Source organism: Pseudoxanthobacter sp. M-2 (assembly GCF_046156265.1).
GTDB lineage: Bacteria > Pseudomonadota > Alphaproteobacteria > Rhizobiales > Segnochrobactraceae > CAMDHY01.
This window is the reverse complement of sequence record NZ_JAWDIR010000022.1, coordinates 269,381-283,573: the sequence shown is the minus strand read 5'-3', so window position 1 is coordinate 283,573 and position 14,193 is coordinate 269,381. Positions and strand designations below refer to the sequence as shown.

General features: G+C 71.0%; 12 protein-coding genes. 8 read left to right on the top strand and 4 right to left on the bottom strand.

All coding sequences use genetic code 11. The features are described from left to right. Positions 1 to 229 precede the first annotated feature (229 nt). Positions 230 to 2,653: an EAL domain-containing protein gene (locus RUR49_RS13020; protein WP_409146807.1), complete on the top strand. Its 2,424-nt coding sequence runs from the start codon at positions 230 to 232 to the stop codon at positions 2,651 to 2,653. Positions 2,654 to 2,675: 22 nt separating this feature from the next. Here RUR49_RS13020 and RUR49_RS13015 read toward each other — a convergent pair whose 3' ends face one another. Next, a complete protein-coding gene (locus tag RUR49_RS13015) occupies positions 2,676 to 5,705 on the bottom strand; it encodes an endo alpha-1,4 polygalactosaminidase (protein WP_409146806.1) in 3,030 nt (1,009 codons plus the stop codon). Between the two features lie 108 nt (positions 5,706 to 5,813). Here RUR49_RS13015 and RUR49_RS13010 point away from each other — a divergent pair, with 108 nt between their 5' ends. Beyond that, positions 5,814 to 6,521: a sulfotransferase family 2 domain-containing protein gene (locus RUR49_RS13010; protein ID WP_409146805.1), complete on the top strand. Its 708-nt coding sequence runs from the start codon at positions 5,814 to 5,816 to the stop codon at positions 6,519 to 6,521. 3 nt (positions 6,522 to 6,524) lie between these two features. Here RUR49_RS13010 and RUR49_RS13005 read toward each other — a convergent pair whose 3' ends face one another. Beyond that, positions 6,525 to 6,944, bottom strand: coding sequence for a type II toxin-antitoxin system VapC family toxin (locus RUR49_RS13005; protein ID WP_409146804.1), 420 nt, complete (start codon positions 6,942 to 6,944; stop codon positions 6,525 to 6,527). Further along, a complete protein-coding gene (locus tag RUR49_RS13000) occupies positions 6,941 to 7,222 on the bottom strand; it encodes a type II toxin-antitoxin system Phd/YefM family antitoxin (protein WP_409146803.1) in 282 nt (93 codons plus the stop codon). Before RUR49_RS13000 ends, RUR49_RS13005 begins: the two co-directional genes overlap by 4 nt. A 214-nt stretch (positions 7,223 to 7,436) precedes the next feature. Between RUR49_RS13000 and ettA the strand changes: the two genes are divergently transcribed. From ettA to tam, 3 genes are all read left to right on the top strand, one after another. After that, positions 7,437 to 9,095, top strand: a complete 1,659-nt coding sequence (gene ettA, locus RUR49_RS12995) for an energy-dependent translational throttle protein EttA (RefSeq protein ID WP_409146802.1) — start codon at positions 7,437 to 7,439, stop codon at positions 9,093 to 9,095. 117 nt (positions 9,096 to 9,212) lie between these two features. After that, positions 9,213 to 9,578 carry a hypothetical protein gene (locus tag RUR49_RS12990; protein WP_409146801.1) on the top strand — a complete coding sequence of 122 codons (366 nt, stop codon included), beginning with the start codon at positions 9,213 to 9,215 and terminating at the stop codon, positions 9,576 to 9,578. A 55-nt stretch (positions 9,579 to 9,633) separates the two neighbouring features. Then, positions 9,634 to 10,407: a trans-aconitate 2-methyltransferase gene (gene tam, locus RUR49_RS12985; protein ID WP_409146800.1), complete on the top strand. Its 774-nt coding sequence runs from the start codon at positions 9,634 to 9,636 to the stop codon at positions 10,405 to 10,407. On the opposite strand, the gene RUR49_RS12980 is transcribed toward tam, so the two are convergent. After that, on the bottom strand, positions 10,397 to 11,359 hold the full coding sequence (locus RUR49_RS12980) for an alpha/beta fold hydrolase (protein ID WP_409146799.1): 963 nt from the start codon (positions 11,357 to 11,359) through the stop codon (positions 10,397 to 10,399). The genes tam and RUR49_RS12980 overlap by 11 nt on opposite strands. A gap of 233 nt (positions 11,360 to 11,592) precedes the next feature. On the opposite strand from RUR49_RS12980, the gene RUR49_RS12975 reads away from it, so the two are divergent. From RUR49_RS12975 to RUR49_RS12965, 3 genes are all read left to right on the top strand, one after another. Then, a complete protein-coding gene (locus RUR49_RS12975) occupies positions 11,593 to 12,195 on the top strand; it encodes a biotin transporter BioY (protein ID WP_409146798.1) in 603 nt (200 codons plus the stop codon). A 133-nt stretch (positions 12,196 to 12,328) separates the two neighbouring features. After that, entirely contained in the window at positions 12,329 to 13,294 is a 966-nt protein-coding gene (speB, locus tag RUR49_RS12970) for an agmatinase (protein WP_409146797.1), read from the top strand. A 361-nt stretch (positions 13,295 to 13,655) separates the two neighbouring features. Beyond that, positions 13,656 to 14,189 carry a TIGR00645 family protein gene (locus RUR49_RS12965; RefSeq protein ID WP_409146796.1) on the top strand — a complete coding sequence of 178 codons (534 nt, stop codon included), beginning with the start codon at positions 13,656 to 13,658 and terminating at the stop codon, positions 14,187 to 14,189. Positions 14,190 to 14,193: the final 4 nt, after the last annotated feature.

Below are 14,193 nucleotides of genomic sequence, written 5' to 3'. Positions count from 1 at the left end.
TTGGGCAATTCTGGAAAGGTCGATCAGGGCGTCTCCCGGCGAATCGGCGTCCATAAGGATGCTCGTTCACGCGGCCGGGGCGCACGTGCCGCTTGATGCGACGTGGCTCAGATGCGCCTTGACGAGGGCGAAGTCAAGGTTCGCAGCCTGCGGCGATCTCGACGGGGCGGTCCGATCGTGCGACGATTCCCTCATCCGGCCCCCACGCCGAACCGAGCCGAATCCAAAGATGAGCGAGCCAGCCCCCGAGATCGAGGCCGATCCGCAGACCGCGGCTGCGCTGCCGTCGTTCTCGTTCGCCGCGGCCGCGGCGCTCGATCTCGTCTCGATCCCCGTCTGGGTCCACGACCGGGAGCGCGCAAGCAACGTCTACGCCAACGCCGCCGGCCTGCGCTTCTGGGGGTGCGAGACGATCGAGGAGCTGGCCGAGCGCAGCCACGCCGACATGTCGCAGACGTCGCGGGCCCGCGTCGACGCCCTGTTTTCCCGCATCGGCCGCGGCGAGCGGGTGGTCGACCGCTGGACCTTCTATCCGCTCGGAAACCCCGTCACCGTCGACGGAACGATCTCGGGCGTGCGGCTCGACGACGGCAGGCTCGGGATGCTCTTCGAGGCGGCCCCGAGTGCCGTCGACCCGATCGACCGCCGCGCCGCCGAGGCGATGCGCTACGCGAGCGTGCTCGCCACGCTCTACGACGACCTCGGCCGGGTGCTGTTTCGCAACCCCGCGGCCACGCGCGCCTATCCGGGCGAGGAGCATCGCTTCACCGACCGCTTCGCCTCGCTGGTGGAGGCGGTCACGATGTGGAAGCAGCTGCAGGCCGGCATGCCGGTCAACGCCATCGTCGGCGTGCGCACGGCCGACGGCCCGCGCTGGCACGGCCTCGACGCCCGCGCCGTCACCGATCCCGTCACCGGCAAGCCCTGCGTGCTCGTCAACGAGCGCGACGTCACGGCGCTGAAATCGGCGGAGGCGAGTGTCGCCGAACGCGAGCGCCGCCTCACCGAGGCACAGCAGATCGCCCGGCTCGGCGACTGGCGGCTCGACGTCGCCACCGACGAGGCGACGCTGTCGGCACAGCTCGCCGCGATGTTTGGCTTCGGACGCTCCACCATCACCGGCGAGCAGTTGCGCAGCCTGCTCGGCGACGGCGACACGCGGTTCGCGGCGGCGCTCGACCGTGTCGTGGCGCATGGCGGCGGCGCCGAGGCGGTGTCGCGCCTCGAGCTGGCGTCCGGACGTCAGCGCCATGTCTGGACGCGCTTCGCCGCCCGCCGCGACGAAAGCGGCCGCATCGCCGAGATCGTCGGCGTGGCGCGCGACATTTCCGAGGAGGTCCGCGCCCGCCAGCGCATCGACTATCTCGCCATGCACGACAGCGTCACCCGCCTCGCCAACCGCGTCCGCTTCGGCGAGGTCCTGATCGAGGCGATGCTGCGCGACAGGGAGACCGGCGGCTCCATCGCGGTGCTCGACCTCGACGGCTTCAAGGAGATCAACGACCGCTACGGTCACGATGCCGGCGACGCCGTGCTGGTGGAGGTCGGCCGGCGCCTGGCCGCCGCCGCCCGGTCCGGCGAGATGGTCGCGCGCCTCGGAGGAGACGAGTTCGGCCTGATCCTCGTCGGCCGCGACGCCGCCGCGCTCCGGCAGCGTGCCGATGCGGTGCTGGAGCGCGTCGCGGCTCCGGTGCAGATCGAGGGCGCCACCGTCCATCTCGGGGCGAGCATCGGGCTCGCGACGTGGCCGGAGCAGGGCGACAGCCCGGAGACGCTGCAGCAGAACGCCGACCTCGCGCTGCAATCGGCGAAGCTCGAGGGGGGCGGCAAGGTCGCGGTCTACACGCCGGAGATGCGCGCGGCGCGCGACGCGCGACGGTGGGTGGCGGCCGAATTGCCCGGTGCCATCGAAAGCGGCGCCATCGAGGTGCACTATCAGCCGATCGTCACCCTGACCGATGGCCGCCTCGCCGGGTTCGAGGCCCTGGTGCGCTGGCGCCACGAGGCCCGCGGGCTCGTCCAGCCGGACGACTTCGTCGAGCTTGCCGATGCCGCCGGCCTCGGCGCCGTGCTCGGCGCCCACGTGCTGGCACAGGCGCTGGCGCAACTGCGCGGCTGGCTCGACGCCGGGCTCGAGCCGGGTCGCCTCGCCGTCAATCTCGGCGCCGGCCATCTCGCCGGGGGCCGCGCCCGCGCCGACGTCGCCGATCTGCTCGCCCGCCTCGAGGTCCCCCCGCACCGCCTCGAGCTCGAGGTCACGGAGAGCGTCACGCTGCGTCCGCGTGCCGGTGGCGTGGTCGGCACGATCAATGGCCTGCACGATCTCGGCGTCTCGATCGTCCTCGACGACTTCGGAACCGGCCAGGCGTCCCTGACCCACCTCAACCGCCTGCCGGTCGACCGGGTGAAGATCGACCGCTCGTTCGTCGCCGAAATCGCCCGCGACCGCCGCGAGGCGGCGATCGTTCGGGCGATCGCGGCGCTGGCGCGGGAGCTCGGCATGTCGGTCGTCGCCGAGGGGGTCGAGACGGCGGAGCAGGCGGCGCTGCTCATCGCCGCCGGTTGCGAGTTCGGCCAGGGCTTCCTCTTCGGCCGCCCGATGCCGGGGGCGGTGGCGGCCGACTGGATGCGGGAGCGCGTCCTCATCTCCTGAGCGGCGCCGCGCCCCGTCCGCTTCAGTCGCAGCGGCGAACCCAGGCGTCGAGGTCGAGGCGCTTGAAGATCATCGACACGCCGGCCTTCTTCGCCTGCTCGCAGGCCTTCGCCTTGTCGAAGCGCCTGCCCTCGTCCTTCCACGCCTCCGGATAGTCGGCGTCGAACACCGGCTTGCCGGCGGCGACGAAGGGCTTGGCGTCGCCGCAGAACCTGTACAGCGCGCAATCCTCGAACAAGAGCGCGTCGAAGTGGGGCTCGAGCGCTTCGGCGAGCTCGGGGACGTTCTTCTGCATCGGCTTCAGGCCGAGCCGGCGCGCCTCCGCGGCCAAGGCCTCGGCGTAGCGGACGGTGTCGGACTTGCGGATGGTGAAGCCGGTCTTGTTCTCGTAGGCGTCGAGATTGTCGAACTCGACGAACTCGAAGCCCTTGTCGCGGCACATCTCCAGCCGGTCGACCATCAGCGGCAGGAACACCTTGTAGCGGCGCACGTCGAGCCAGCGCTCGCCCTCCCACTCCGGGTAGCGCTTGCCGATGAAGGGCTTTCGGCCGGCCTTCACCTGCTTCTCGTTCAGCGCCTCGAAGGCCTTGCGGTCGGGCCGCCAGTTCTCGATCGTGCCGACTGACAGGTAGCACCAGGTGCGGATGCCACGCTTGCCGGCATCGACGACGTAGCGCTTCGGCGTGTCGAAGCCGTCGAGACCGAGGAACTCAACGGCCGGCGGCGGCGACGGCAGCTTGTCGATACCGATGATCCAGTCCCAGGTCGGAAGGGCCGCGGGCGCGGCGGCGGTCGCGACCGGCCGTGAAGGCTCGGCGGCGGCGAGGCCGGCAGGCGACAGGGCGACGGCGGCGGCGAGTGCCCCGGCGATGATCGCCACCACCGGCATCGCGGCACGCCGTCGGACCGGCGGCGCGACGACCGCCGGCGTGAGCTCCGTCCGCACGTCTGTGAGGGCCCTCTCCAGCGCATCGGCGAAGAAGGTGTATTCCACCGTGCCGATGACTGCCGCATCGTCGGCGGGTGGGGTCGGCGGGGCAGCGCCGGTCGGCGCGGGCGGCAGCGGGCGTGGCTCGGCGCCGTCGAAGGCGGCCAGCACGCGATCGCGGGCGCGGCCGATGACGTCGACCGCGTGGCGCGAGCGCGGCAAGGCCGACAGGCGCGACGTGGCGCCGTCGATCAGCGTCAGATAGGTGGCGATCGTCTCGACGTGGGAGACCAGCCGGACGAGGCCCTCGGTGGCGCGGAAGCCGAGCGCCGCCTCGTCATTGAGCCGGGGCAGGCGCTCCCGCAGCCCATAGGACGCCGCTGCGAGCGTCGCGGGGGTGTCGGTCGCGCCGGGGGTCTCGTGGGTCGTCGCAGGCATGGGAAAGTCCTCCGTGCCCGCCGGCCACAGGCGTGCGAACACCGCGCGGCAGCGGGCGAGATAGGCCCCGATCTCGGCTCTCGTCGGGTCGGTGAGCGCCACCGGTAGCACGAAACGGGCGCAGACGAGGGCCGCGGCCGCTCCGATGGCGGTGTCGTAGAGACGGGCGATCATGCCGGCCGCCCCGAGGCCGCTGATCAGATGCAGACCGAGCAAGACCGCGAAGGCGACGCAGGCGCAAGACACGTCATAGCGATCGCGCATCGTCAGCAGCGCCACCGCCATCGCGGCGACGGCGAGCGTCGCGCCGATCCCCACGGCGTCGCCGATGGTGAGACCGACGGCCATGCCGGCGGCGACGCCGACGACGGTGCCCGTCAGCCGGGTGCGGGCACGCGCGACGGTCTCGCCGAACGAGCCGCCGAGCACGAAGGCGACGGTGAGCGTCGCCCAGTAGCCGTGGTCGAGCCCGAAGCCGAGATAGATGGCCGTCGTCACCACCGTCGCCACGAGGCCCTGGATGGCGACGCGGGTCGTCTGCAGGAGGCCGTGGCTTGCCGCGGCCGGTGGCGGTGGAGCGGCGGGGATCGGTGACGCGGGCACGACTGGCTGGTCGAGCGCCGCGGCGACGTGGGCGATGCGGGCGACGCCGGCGAGCGCCACCAGCAGCCGGTCGCGGGCGCGCACGTCGATGTCGGTGGCGCGCAGCAGCGCCGTCTGCGCTGCCGTTATCGCGCTGCTGCAGGCCTGCGAGGCGGCCGCGGCGGCGCCCGGTCGCACCGCTCCGGCGGTTGCGAGAAGGGCCGCGGCGATCGCGGCGCGGATCGGGCCGTCGGCGCTACCTCTCGAAAGCGCTTCGGCGAGCCGCTCTCCGATGAGTTCGCTCGCGATCTCGAGCCGATAGGTGGCGCCCTTCCTGTCCTGCACCTCCTCTTCCCGCTCGGGCGCCTCGCGCAGGGCGGCGATGGCGGCGCGGCGCAGCCGGCGGCGGCCCGTTGCGGCGGCGGCCAACGCCTCCGCCGGCCAGGGGGCCCCAGTCGCGAAGGCGGCGGCGAGGTCGGTCAGCGCCGCCGCCGCGGCCATCCGGTAGGCGACGACGGACGCCTCGAAGGCCGGCACGGCGAGCGGACGCCACAGGACGAGGCGCACGGCCAGCGCGATGGTGGCGCCGCCGGCGGTGGCGATGGCGAACCATATCGCCTCCTCCCGGGTCGGCGTGGTCGTCGCCACGATGAGCGCCATCTCGAACAGGGCGATGCCGGCGTTCTGAGCGTTGCGGCCGAAGCGCCGGACGTAGAAGGAGAGGAAGGTGAGCGGTACCAGCAGCACCGTCAGGGCCTTGGCGGCGAGCGGGTCGCCGGCGCCGCCGAGGAGCGCGACCAGCGCGACATAGCCGACCAGCACCGCCGCGAGGCGGACCATCCCGGCAGCCTCGTCGCCGCGGCGGCCGGGAACGAGGAGGAACAGCAGCGTGCCCGCGGCGATGCCGCAATAGAGCGGCAGGCCGACCGGCTGGCCGAGGCCGAGAGCCGTGTCCGCGATCCGTCCCGCGACGATCGCCAGCACCACGGCGATGACGAAGTGCAGCGCCCGATGGGCGTCGACGCCGCCGGGATCATACTCGTCCAGCCAGTCGAGCAAGGGCTGCGCCTGTGCCGGCAGCCACCGGCGGGCCCGGCGGATCATTGCGACGACGCGGCGGCTGACAACGGCCGCGGGCTTCGGCTAGAACGGCGGCGTTCCGCGGACCCTCGGCGGCGGGAGTGGCGCCACGGGGGCGCGAAGGGTGGCCGCATGATCGTCTCGCACCAGCACCGGTTCATCTACATCAAGACGAAGAAGACCGCCTCGTCCAGCATCGAGGCGGCGCTCTCGACGGTGTGCGGCCCGGACGACATCATCACGCCGACCACCGAGGAGGTGACGGACGCCTTCGAGGGCGAGCGCAACGCCCAGAATTTCCGCCTCGACCATCCCCTTGTGCCGAAGCGCCCGCTGATCAAGCGCCTGCTGCGGCGGCCGGAGCGCTACTATCACCCCTCGATCGGCTACTACGAGCACATGCCGGCCTGGCGCGTGAAGGCCTATCTCGGCGACAAGACCTGGAACGCCTATTTCAAGTTCACCTTCGAGCGGAATCCGTGGGACCGCCAGGTCTCCTGGTACAAATACAAGACGCGCAAGCTCGACCGGAAGCCGTCGTTCGGCGACTTCATGGCGAACACCCGGCGCGCCTTCGTCAACAACTACGAACTCTACTCGATCGGCGGCGAGGTCGTGCTCGACCACGTCGGTCGCTACGAGAACCTGGCGACGGAGTTCGAGGCGGCGATGGAGAAGCTCGGCCTCGCGGGCCGCGTCAAGCTGCCGGTGCTGAACACCACGGCGAAGCCCGCGGCGACGGGCGAGGCGCCCTATCGCGGGTTCTACGACGACCGCCTGCGCGACACCGTCGCCGACTGGTACGGCCGCGAGATCAAGGCCTTCGGCTACGAGTATTGAGGGTCAGGCCGTCGGCAGCAGCCGGATGGAGAGGTTCGCGGCGGCCTCGGCCATCCTGCGATCCTTCGTCGCCAGCGGCAGATCCAGACGCTGCGCGAGGTCGACATAGGCGGCGTCGTAGATTGCCAGACCCGTCGAGCGGGCGAGCGGCAGGACGACGGCGAGGAGGTGGCTGCTGGCGGTCGCCTCGATGTCGATGCGCAACCCGTCGAGCCTGTTCAGAAAAGCCGATGACTGGGCCGGCGTCACCCGGCCCCGACGTTCCGCGACGAACAGCACATTGGCGAGTTCATACGCCCAGATCGACGGAACCGTGACGCCCGTCCGGATCGCCCTGTCGAGAAGCTGCCAGCCCGCATCGGTGGCCTCGTCCTCAAAGAGCCAGCCCATCGTCAGCGAGACGTCGAGAACATAGGGCGTCACTCGCGCCCCTCGTCGCGGAGCTCTCGAACCGTCAGGCCGTCGAGCCGGATGCCTTTCGACGACGCCCTCATCTCGGCGACGATCTTTGCGGCGCGATCCCGTGCGGCCGCATCGCTTTCCACCGCATCCTCCTCCATCGCGACCAGCCGCGCAACCGGCTTGCCGCGGCGGGTGATGATCACCTCCTCGCCGGCGGCGGCGCGGTCGATCAGGGCGGCGAGGTGGGTCTTCGCCTCGAACGAGCCGACGGTGGTGGTCCTGACGGGGCGGGGAGCCATGGTGGCGTCCTTCAAACTGGTTTGATGAACTAGTTTACTCGTCACTGCCTGCCGCGACAACGGTGGCGCGCCGGGAGGCCGGGCACGTCACGCCTCCTGGTCGAGGGCGTCGTCGTCCGGGAGACGCCCGGCCCGCTTTTCATTGCCCGCGGCGGCCCGATCGCCTAGAACGGCGCCGACCTCTTCCTCAGCTCTCGAAGGCCTCGCGACACCCATGGCGCGCCAGTTCATCTATCACATGCACGGCCTCTCGAAGGCCTATGCCGGCGGCAAGAAGGTGCTCGACGGCGTCAACCTGTCGTTCTACCCGGACGCCAAGATCGGCGTGCTCGGCCCGAACGGCTCGGGCAAGTCGACGCTTCTGCGCATCATGGCGGGCACCGACAAGGAGTTCACCGGCGAGGCCTGGGTCGCCCCCGGCGCCACCGTCGGCTACCTGTCGCAGGAGCCGAAGCTCGACGAGACGAAGACGGTCCGCGAGAACGTCATGGAGGGCGTCGCCGCCAAGCAGGCGATCCTCGACCGCTACAACGAACTCGCCATGAACTACTCGGACGAGACCGCCGAGGAGATGGCGAAGCTCCAGGACGAGATCGACGCCAAGAACCTGTGGGACCTCGACAGCCAGGTCGAGCAGGCGATGGACGCCCTGCGCTGCCCGCCCGGCGACGCCGAGGTCGGCCCGCTGTCGGGCGGCGAGCGCCGCCGCGTCGCGCTCTGCCAGCTCCTGCTGCGCCAGCCCGACCTGCTGCTCCTCGACGAGCCGACCAACCATCTCGACGCCGAGACGGTGCACTGGCTGGAGAACCATCTCCGCGAGTATCCCGGCGCCATCCTGATCGTCACTCACGATCGCTACTTCCTCGACAACGTCACCGGCTGGATCCTCGAGCTCGATCGCGGCCGCGGCATCCCCTACGAGGGCAACTACTCCGCCTATCTCGAGAAGAAGGCGAAGCGGCTCCTGCAGGAATCGCGCGAGGACGCGGCGCGCCAGAGCGCCATCTCCCGCGAGCGCGAGTGGATCCAGGCCTCGCCGAAAGCCCGCCAGACGAAGTCGAAGGCGCGCATCCAGGCCTATGACGAGCTCGTCAAGCGCAACGAGGAGCGGGTGCGCTCCGGCGAGGCGCAGATCGTCATCCCGCCCGGCCAGCGCCTCGGCGACACCGTCATCGAGGTCGATCACCTCGACAAGGCCTATGGCGACCGGCTGCTGGTCGAGGGCCTCACCTTCAAGCTGCCGCCCGGCGGCATCGTCGGCGTCATCGGCCCGAACGGCGCCGGCAAGACGACGCTGTTCCGCATGATCACCGGCCAGGAGAAGCCCGACGCCGGCACGATCAAGCTCGGCGACAGCGTCCAGCTCGGCTATGTCGACCAGTCGCGCGACGCCCTCGCCCCGAACAAGACCGTCTGGGAGGAGATCTCCGGCGGCAACGAGGTGATCGCGCTCGGCAAGCGCGAGGTGAACAGCCGCGCCTATGTCGGCGCCTTCAACTTCAAGGGCGCCGACCAGCAGCAGAAGGTCGGCAACCTCTCCGGCGGCCAGCGCAACCGCGTCCATCTCGCCAAGATGCTGAAGTCGGGCGCCAACGTGCTGCTGCTCGACGAGCCGACCAACGACCTCGACACCGAGACGCTGGCGGCCCTGGAAGAAGCCCTCGAGGATTTCGCCGGCTGCGCCGTGGTGATCAGCCATGATCGCATGTTCCTCGACCGCCTCGCCACCCACATCCTCGCCTTCGAGGGCGACAGCCACGTCGAGTGGTTCGAGGGCAACTTCCAGGCCTACGAGGAAGACAAGAAGCGCCGCCTCGGCCCCGACGCGGTGATGCCGCGCCGCATCAAGTACAAGCGCCTGACGCGAGCCTGAGATTTCGGCCGACACTGCCGGTTGCGGCACGACCGCAAATCACTATCGTGACCACGCGGGGCTCATGTCGGCGGCCCCGCGGCTCACCCTAATTTCCGTCTCCTCACACCGGTGACGATGTCCCTCGCGCGCCTCCTCATCGCCAGCCTTGCGCTCATGGCACTCCCGCTGCCGGCGCGCGCGGTGGAGGAGCCGCCGACGGTGCTGGAGTGCTCCGCCGTCAGCGCCTTCGTCTCCGCCTGGACCGTCGCCGGCGAGCCCTATGCCCGCCTCGTCGTCCACGGAACGGTGCGCGAGCTCACCACCGTCGGCGAGGCTGCCTACACCGTCATCTGCGGCCGGGCGCTGCTCGAGGTGGTCTGCGTCGAGGCGTCGGCGGCCGGGCTGGCCCTGGGAGACGCCGTCACGGTGCAGGGCGTCGTCTCGCGCGCCGATGGCGACGAGCTGGTGCTCGACCCTTGCTGGTCCATCCTGCGCAAGTGACGCCGGCGAAACGAGAGCCCTCCGGACGTGACGAGCCCCTGAGCGGAGAGAGCCGATGAGCGCCTGGTCCCCGTCGCTCTACGTGAAGTTCGAGGACGAGCGCACCCGGCCCGCTGCCGACCTCCTCGCGCACGTCCCGCTCGAGACCGCCCGCCGCATCATCGACATGGGCTGCGGCCCCGGCAACTCGACCGAACTCCTCGCGGCTCGCTTCCCCGCGGCCACCGTGACGGGCGTGGACTCGTCGCCCGAGATGCTCGCCGCAGCCAGCAAGCGCCTGCCTCACCTCGCTTTCGAACACGCCGATCTCACGACCTGGATGCCCGCCGGGCCGGTCCACCTCCTCTACGCCAACGCCGTCTTCCAGTGGGTGCCGGACCACCTCGCCGTGCTCGTGCGGCTGATGGGGGCGCTCGCGCCGGGTGGCGTGCTGGCCGTGCAGATGCCGGACAATCTCGGCGAACCCTCGCACCGCGCCATGCGGGACACCGCCGAGGCCGGGCCGTGGGCGGAGCGCATCCACGCCGCCGGCATCGGCCGCGAGCGCCTGCCGCCGGTCGAGGCGTACTACGACGCGCTCAAACCCTTCGCCGCCCGGGTCGACCTCTGGCACACCCACTACCAGCACCCGCTCGCCGGTGTGCCGGCGATCGTCGCGTGGCTGAAGTCGACGGGCCTGCGCCCCTATCTCGCCCCGCTGACGGAGGCCGAGAGGCCGGCCTTCCTCGCGGACTATGCCCGGCGTCTGGAGGCCGACTACCATCCCCGCGTCGACGGCACCGTGCTGCTGCGCTTCCCGCGCCTGTTCATCGTCGCCGTCAGAGCGTGAAGAGGTCGGCCGCCGGCGGCGGCGGCACGTCCGCGGCGGCGAGGAAGTGCGCGATGGCGTGCTGCGTCGGCTCGTCCCACAACAGCGGCGCGTGGCCCTCGTCGGCGACGGTGTGGACGGTGAGGTGCGGGTGGCGCGCCGCCATCTCGGCGACGGTGGTGGCCGACAGGATGTCCGACAGGGCGCCGTGGATCACCATCGCGGGCACGGTCGCCAGCGCCTCGAAGGCCGGCCAGAACGGCGGCGGCGGCTTTGCCGGGTCGAAGGCCCGGAACGCGTCGCCGATCTTCGGATCGTAGGAGAGCACCGGCCGGCCGCCCTCGTCGCGGAAGAGCTGGCGGGCGAAGCGCATCCAGCCGGCCGCGTCGAGCGAGGGGAACATCTCGCCCTGCGAGGCCCTGAGCATCGCCGCCGCCTCCTCCCAGTTGGCCGGCGGGGCGACGCCGACATAGCCGGCGATGCGGACGAGGCCCGCCGTCTCGATCACCGGCGCGATGTCGTTGAGGATCGCCGCGGCGACAAGGCCTGGCTTCGTCAGCGCCATCACCATCGTCACCATGCCGCCGCGCGACGTGCCGAGGACCGCCACCCGGTCGATGCCGAGGGCCTCGAGCCCGAGAACGGTGTCGTCGGCCTCCGTCGGCGGCGTGTAGGTCTCGACGGGGGCGTGCGCCGAGCGGCCGCGGCCGCGGAAATCGAAGCAGACGACGCGGCGCGCGGCCGGCCCCGACGACAGCGTCGCGGCGATCGCGTCGAAGTCGTCGGAATTGCGGGTGAGGCCCGGCAAGCAGAGCAGCGGCAGTCCCGGCGCGGTGTCCTCGCCCCACACCCGGCCATAGAGTGTCAGGCCGTCGCGGCTCTGCCAGGTGACGGGACGCCAGGGCACCGATTGCCCTGAGGTCCCGGGAGAGGCTGAAGCAGCCGGGTCGAGGTCGCCGGGTCGATTCGCCATGTCGGGCTCCACGCTGAGGGGTGGATCGTCGGTGCGGTCGCCGACGGCTCGGACGGAGCATCGCGCGGACCGCCGCCGTCGTCGAGGCCGGGTCTGGCGCCTCCCACGAGAGGGATTGATGCGCGCCGGCGACACACCGCTCCGGAGATCGATCCGCGAGCCGCCTCCGCGGCTTGCCGACCTCCCGCCGGCCGTCCTATAGCTGGTGCAGCGTCGTACCCCGGAGGCCCTTGATGACGACCGCGAGCCGCTCCGCCACCCTGATCGATATCGCCTGGCCGGAGACCGCCGGTGTGCGGGCGTTCCGCTTCCTCGCGCTCGCCGTCGCCGGCAGCCTTCTCCTCACCATCTCGGCGAAGATCACCGTGCCGTTCTGGCCGGTGCAGATGAGCCTGCAGACGTTCGCCGTCATGGCGATCGCCGCCGCCTTCGGCTGGCGCCTCGCGGTGGCCACCGTCCTCCTCTACCTCGCCCAGGGTGCCGCCGGCCTGCCGGTGTTCCAGGGCACGCCCGAGAAGGGCATCGGCCTCGCCTACATGGTCGGCCCGACGGGCGGCTACCTCCTCGGCTTCATCGCCTGCGCGGCGATCGTCGGCCACGCCGCCGAGACCTGGGCGCGCGGCTCGATCGTCAAGCTCGGTGCCGCCATGCTGATCGGCGACGCGGTGATTTTCGCGCTCGGCCTCGCCTGGCTCGGCACGCTGCTCGGCTGGGACAAGCCGATCCTCGCCTGGGGGCTCTATCCCTTCCTGCTCGGCGACCTCGTCAAGATCGCGCTCGCCGCTGTCGCGGTGCCGACCGCCATCGCGGCGCTGGAGCGCCTGCGCGGCCTCTGAGACCCGGCGCCGGCTCCGGCCGGCGCAGCTTCTCCTTCCGGTGCCGGCCCGGCCGGCGCCCCGCCATTTCGGATCGCCCGGGCGCCCGCGTCCGGGCGCCTTTCGTTCAGCGACGTCGCCCGGAGTGACCTGCATGTCCGACTTCCAGCCGCTCGGCATCTCGCCCTTTCCGCGCTTCTCGCACATCGCGACCTTCATGCGGCTGCCGCACGTGCCGCTCGACGATCCGCGCCTCGACGAGCTCGACATCGGCCTGATCGGCGTGCCGTTCGACCTCGGCGTCACCAACCGCACCGGCCCGCGCCACGGGCCCCGCCAGATCCGCGACCAGTCGTCCATGATCCGCCGCGGCCACCGCGTCCACGGCACCTATCCGTTCCAGCAGGCGAACTGCGCGGATGTCGGCGACGCCGAGATCAACCCGGCGAACCTCCACGACAGCCTCGCCAAGATCGAGGCCTCGGTGGGCAAGCTCGTCGCGAAGGGCATCCGCCCGCTCTCGGCCGGTGGCGACCACCTGATCTCGCTGCCGCTCTTGCGCGCCGTCGCCAAGGACCGGCCGGTCGGCATGGTCCACTTCGACGCCCACACCGACACCTGGGACAGCTATTTCGGCGGCGAGAAGTACACCCACGGCACGCCGTTCCGCCGCGCCATCGAGGAGGGCCTGCTCGATCCGAAGCGGGTCATCCAGATCGGCATCCGCGGCTCCGTCTACGACCTCGACGACGACCGCTGGGGCCTCGAGCAGGGCATCCGCATCATCTACATCGAGGACTATTTCCGCATGGGGCCGGACGCGGTGATCGCGGAAGCCCGCCGCGTCGTCGGCGACGGGCCGACCTACCTCTCCTTCGACGTCGACGGCATCGACCCGGCCTTCACGCCCGGCACCGGCACGCCGGAGGTCGGCGGCTACACGCCGGCCGAGGCGCAGAAGATGCTGCGCGGCCTGCGCGGCATCGACTTCGTCGGCGCCGACGTCGTCGAGGTGTCGCCGCCCTTCGACCAGTCCGGCAACACCGCGCTGGTCGCCGCCAACCTGATGTTCGAGATCCTCGCGCTGCTCGCCGACCGGGTGGCCGCGGCGAAGGGCTGAGCGCGGACTGACCTTCAGGGGTGCACCTTGCCCTCCGGCACCGACCCCTCCGTAGTCATTCCCGGCCTTGTGCCGGGAACCCATGCGACGCCTGCCCCACGCCGGTCCCTCGGTAGGTTCTCCCTCTCGGCAAGCGAATGGGTTCCCGGCACAAGGCCGGGAATGACCTCGAGTATGGAGCGAGGGCAGCGCGCCTCACGCTCGATGGGGCGGGGGCAGGCTGCGCCGCGGCGCCGAAGGCTGTATTCCGCCCGCCACCTGAAAACCCGCGACGACCCGTCGTCATGACGGCGCCGCGATCGGCGTGCTGTCGTCCCCCGCGGCCGCGTCGATGGCCGCCCTTTTCCACGGAGCCTCTTCCATGAAGTCCGTCGAGCTGTTCATCGAACGGCTGCTGATGGCGAGCCGCTGGGTGCTCGTCGTCTTCTATCTCGGCCTCGCCGCCGCCCTCGTCGTCTACGCGGTCTCCTTCCTCGCCAAGTTCGTCAAGATCGCAGGGTCGGTGTTCGTGCTCGGCGACGCCGACATGATCCTTGCCATGCTGGCGCTGATCGATGCCGCGCTGGTGGCGAGCCTGATCGTCATGGTGATGCTCGCCGGCTACGAGAACTTCGTCAGCCGCATCGACCAGGCGGCGGCAAACGCCGAGATCTCCTGGCTCGGCAAGCTCGACGCCGGCAGCCTGAAGATCAAGGTCGCCTCCTCCATCGTGGCGATTTCGTCGATCCACCTGCTGCAGGTCTTCCTCAACCTGCAGAATTTCTCGTCGATGCAGCTGCTCTGGGCGACGCTGATCCACCTCACTTTCGTCGTCTCGGCGCTGATCCTGGCGATCCTCGACCGCATCGTCTCCTACGGCAAGGACAAGGGCGCGGCGGACAAGACGGCGGTGTGAACGG

Bases quoted from the DNA above. Each gene is read 5' to 3' on its own strand.
- RUR49_RS13000 (WP_409146803.1), bottom strand. From the start codon at position 7,222: ATGGCTCCCCGCCCCGTCAGGACCACCACCGTCGGCTCGTTCGAGGCG.
- RUR49_RS13010 (WP_409146805.1), top strand. From the start codon at position 5,814: ATGATCGTCTCGCACCAGCACCGGTTCATCTACATCAAGACGAAGAAG.
- tam (WP_409146800.1), top strand. From the start codon at position 9,634: ATGAGCGCCTGGTCCCCGTCGCTCTACGTGAAGTTCGAGGACGAGCGC.
- speB (WP_409146797.1), top strand. From the start codon at position 12,329: ATGTCCGACTTCCAGCCGCTCGGCATCTCGCCCTTTCCGCGCTTCTCG.
- RUR49_RS12965 (WP_409146796.1), top strand. From the start codon at position 13,656: ATGAAGTCCGTCGAGCTGTTCATCGAACGGCTGCTGATGGCGAGCCGC.
- RUR49_RS12975 (WP_409146798.1), top strand. From the start codon at position 11,593: ATGACGACCGCGAGCCGCTCCGCCACCCTGATCGATATCGCCTGGCCG.
- ettA (WP_409146802.1), top strand. From the start codon at position 7,437: ATGGCGCGCCAGTTCATCTATCACATGCACGGCCTCTCGAAGGCCTAT.
- RUR49_RS12990 (WP_409146801.1), top strand. From the start codon at position 9,213: ATGTCCCTCGCGCGCCTCCTCATCGCCAGCCTTGCGCTCATGGCACTC.
- RUR49_RS13020 (WP_409146807.1), top strand. From the start codon at position 230: ATGAGCGAGCCAGCCCCCGAGATCGAGGCCGATCCGCAGACCGCGGCT.
- RUR49_RS13015 (WP_409146806.1), bottom strand. From the start codon at position 5,705: ATGATCCGCCGGGCCCGCCGGTGGCTGCCGGCACAGGCGCAGCCCTTG.
- RUR49_RS12980 (WP_409146799.1), bottom strand. From the start codon at position 11,359: ATGGCGAATCGACCCGGCGACCTCGACCCGGCTGCTTCAGCCTCTCCC.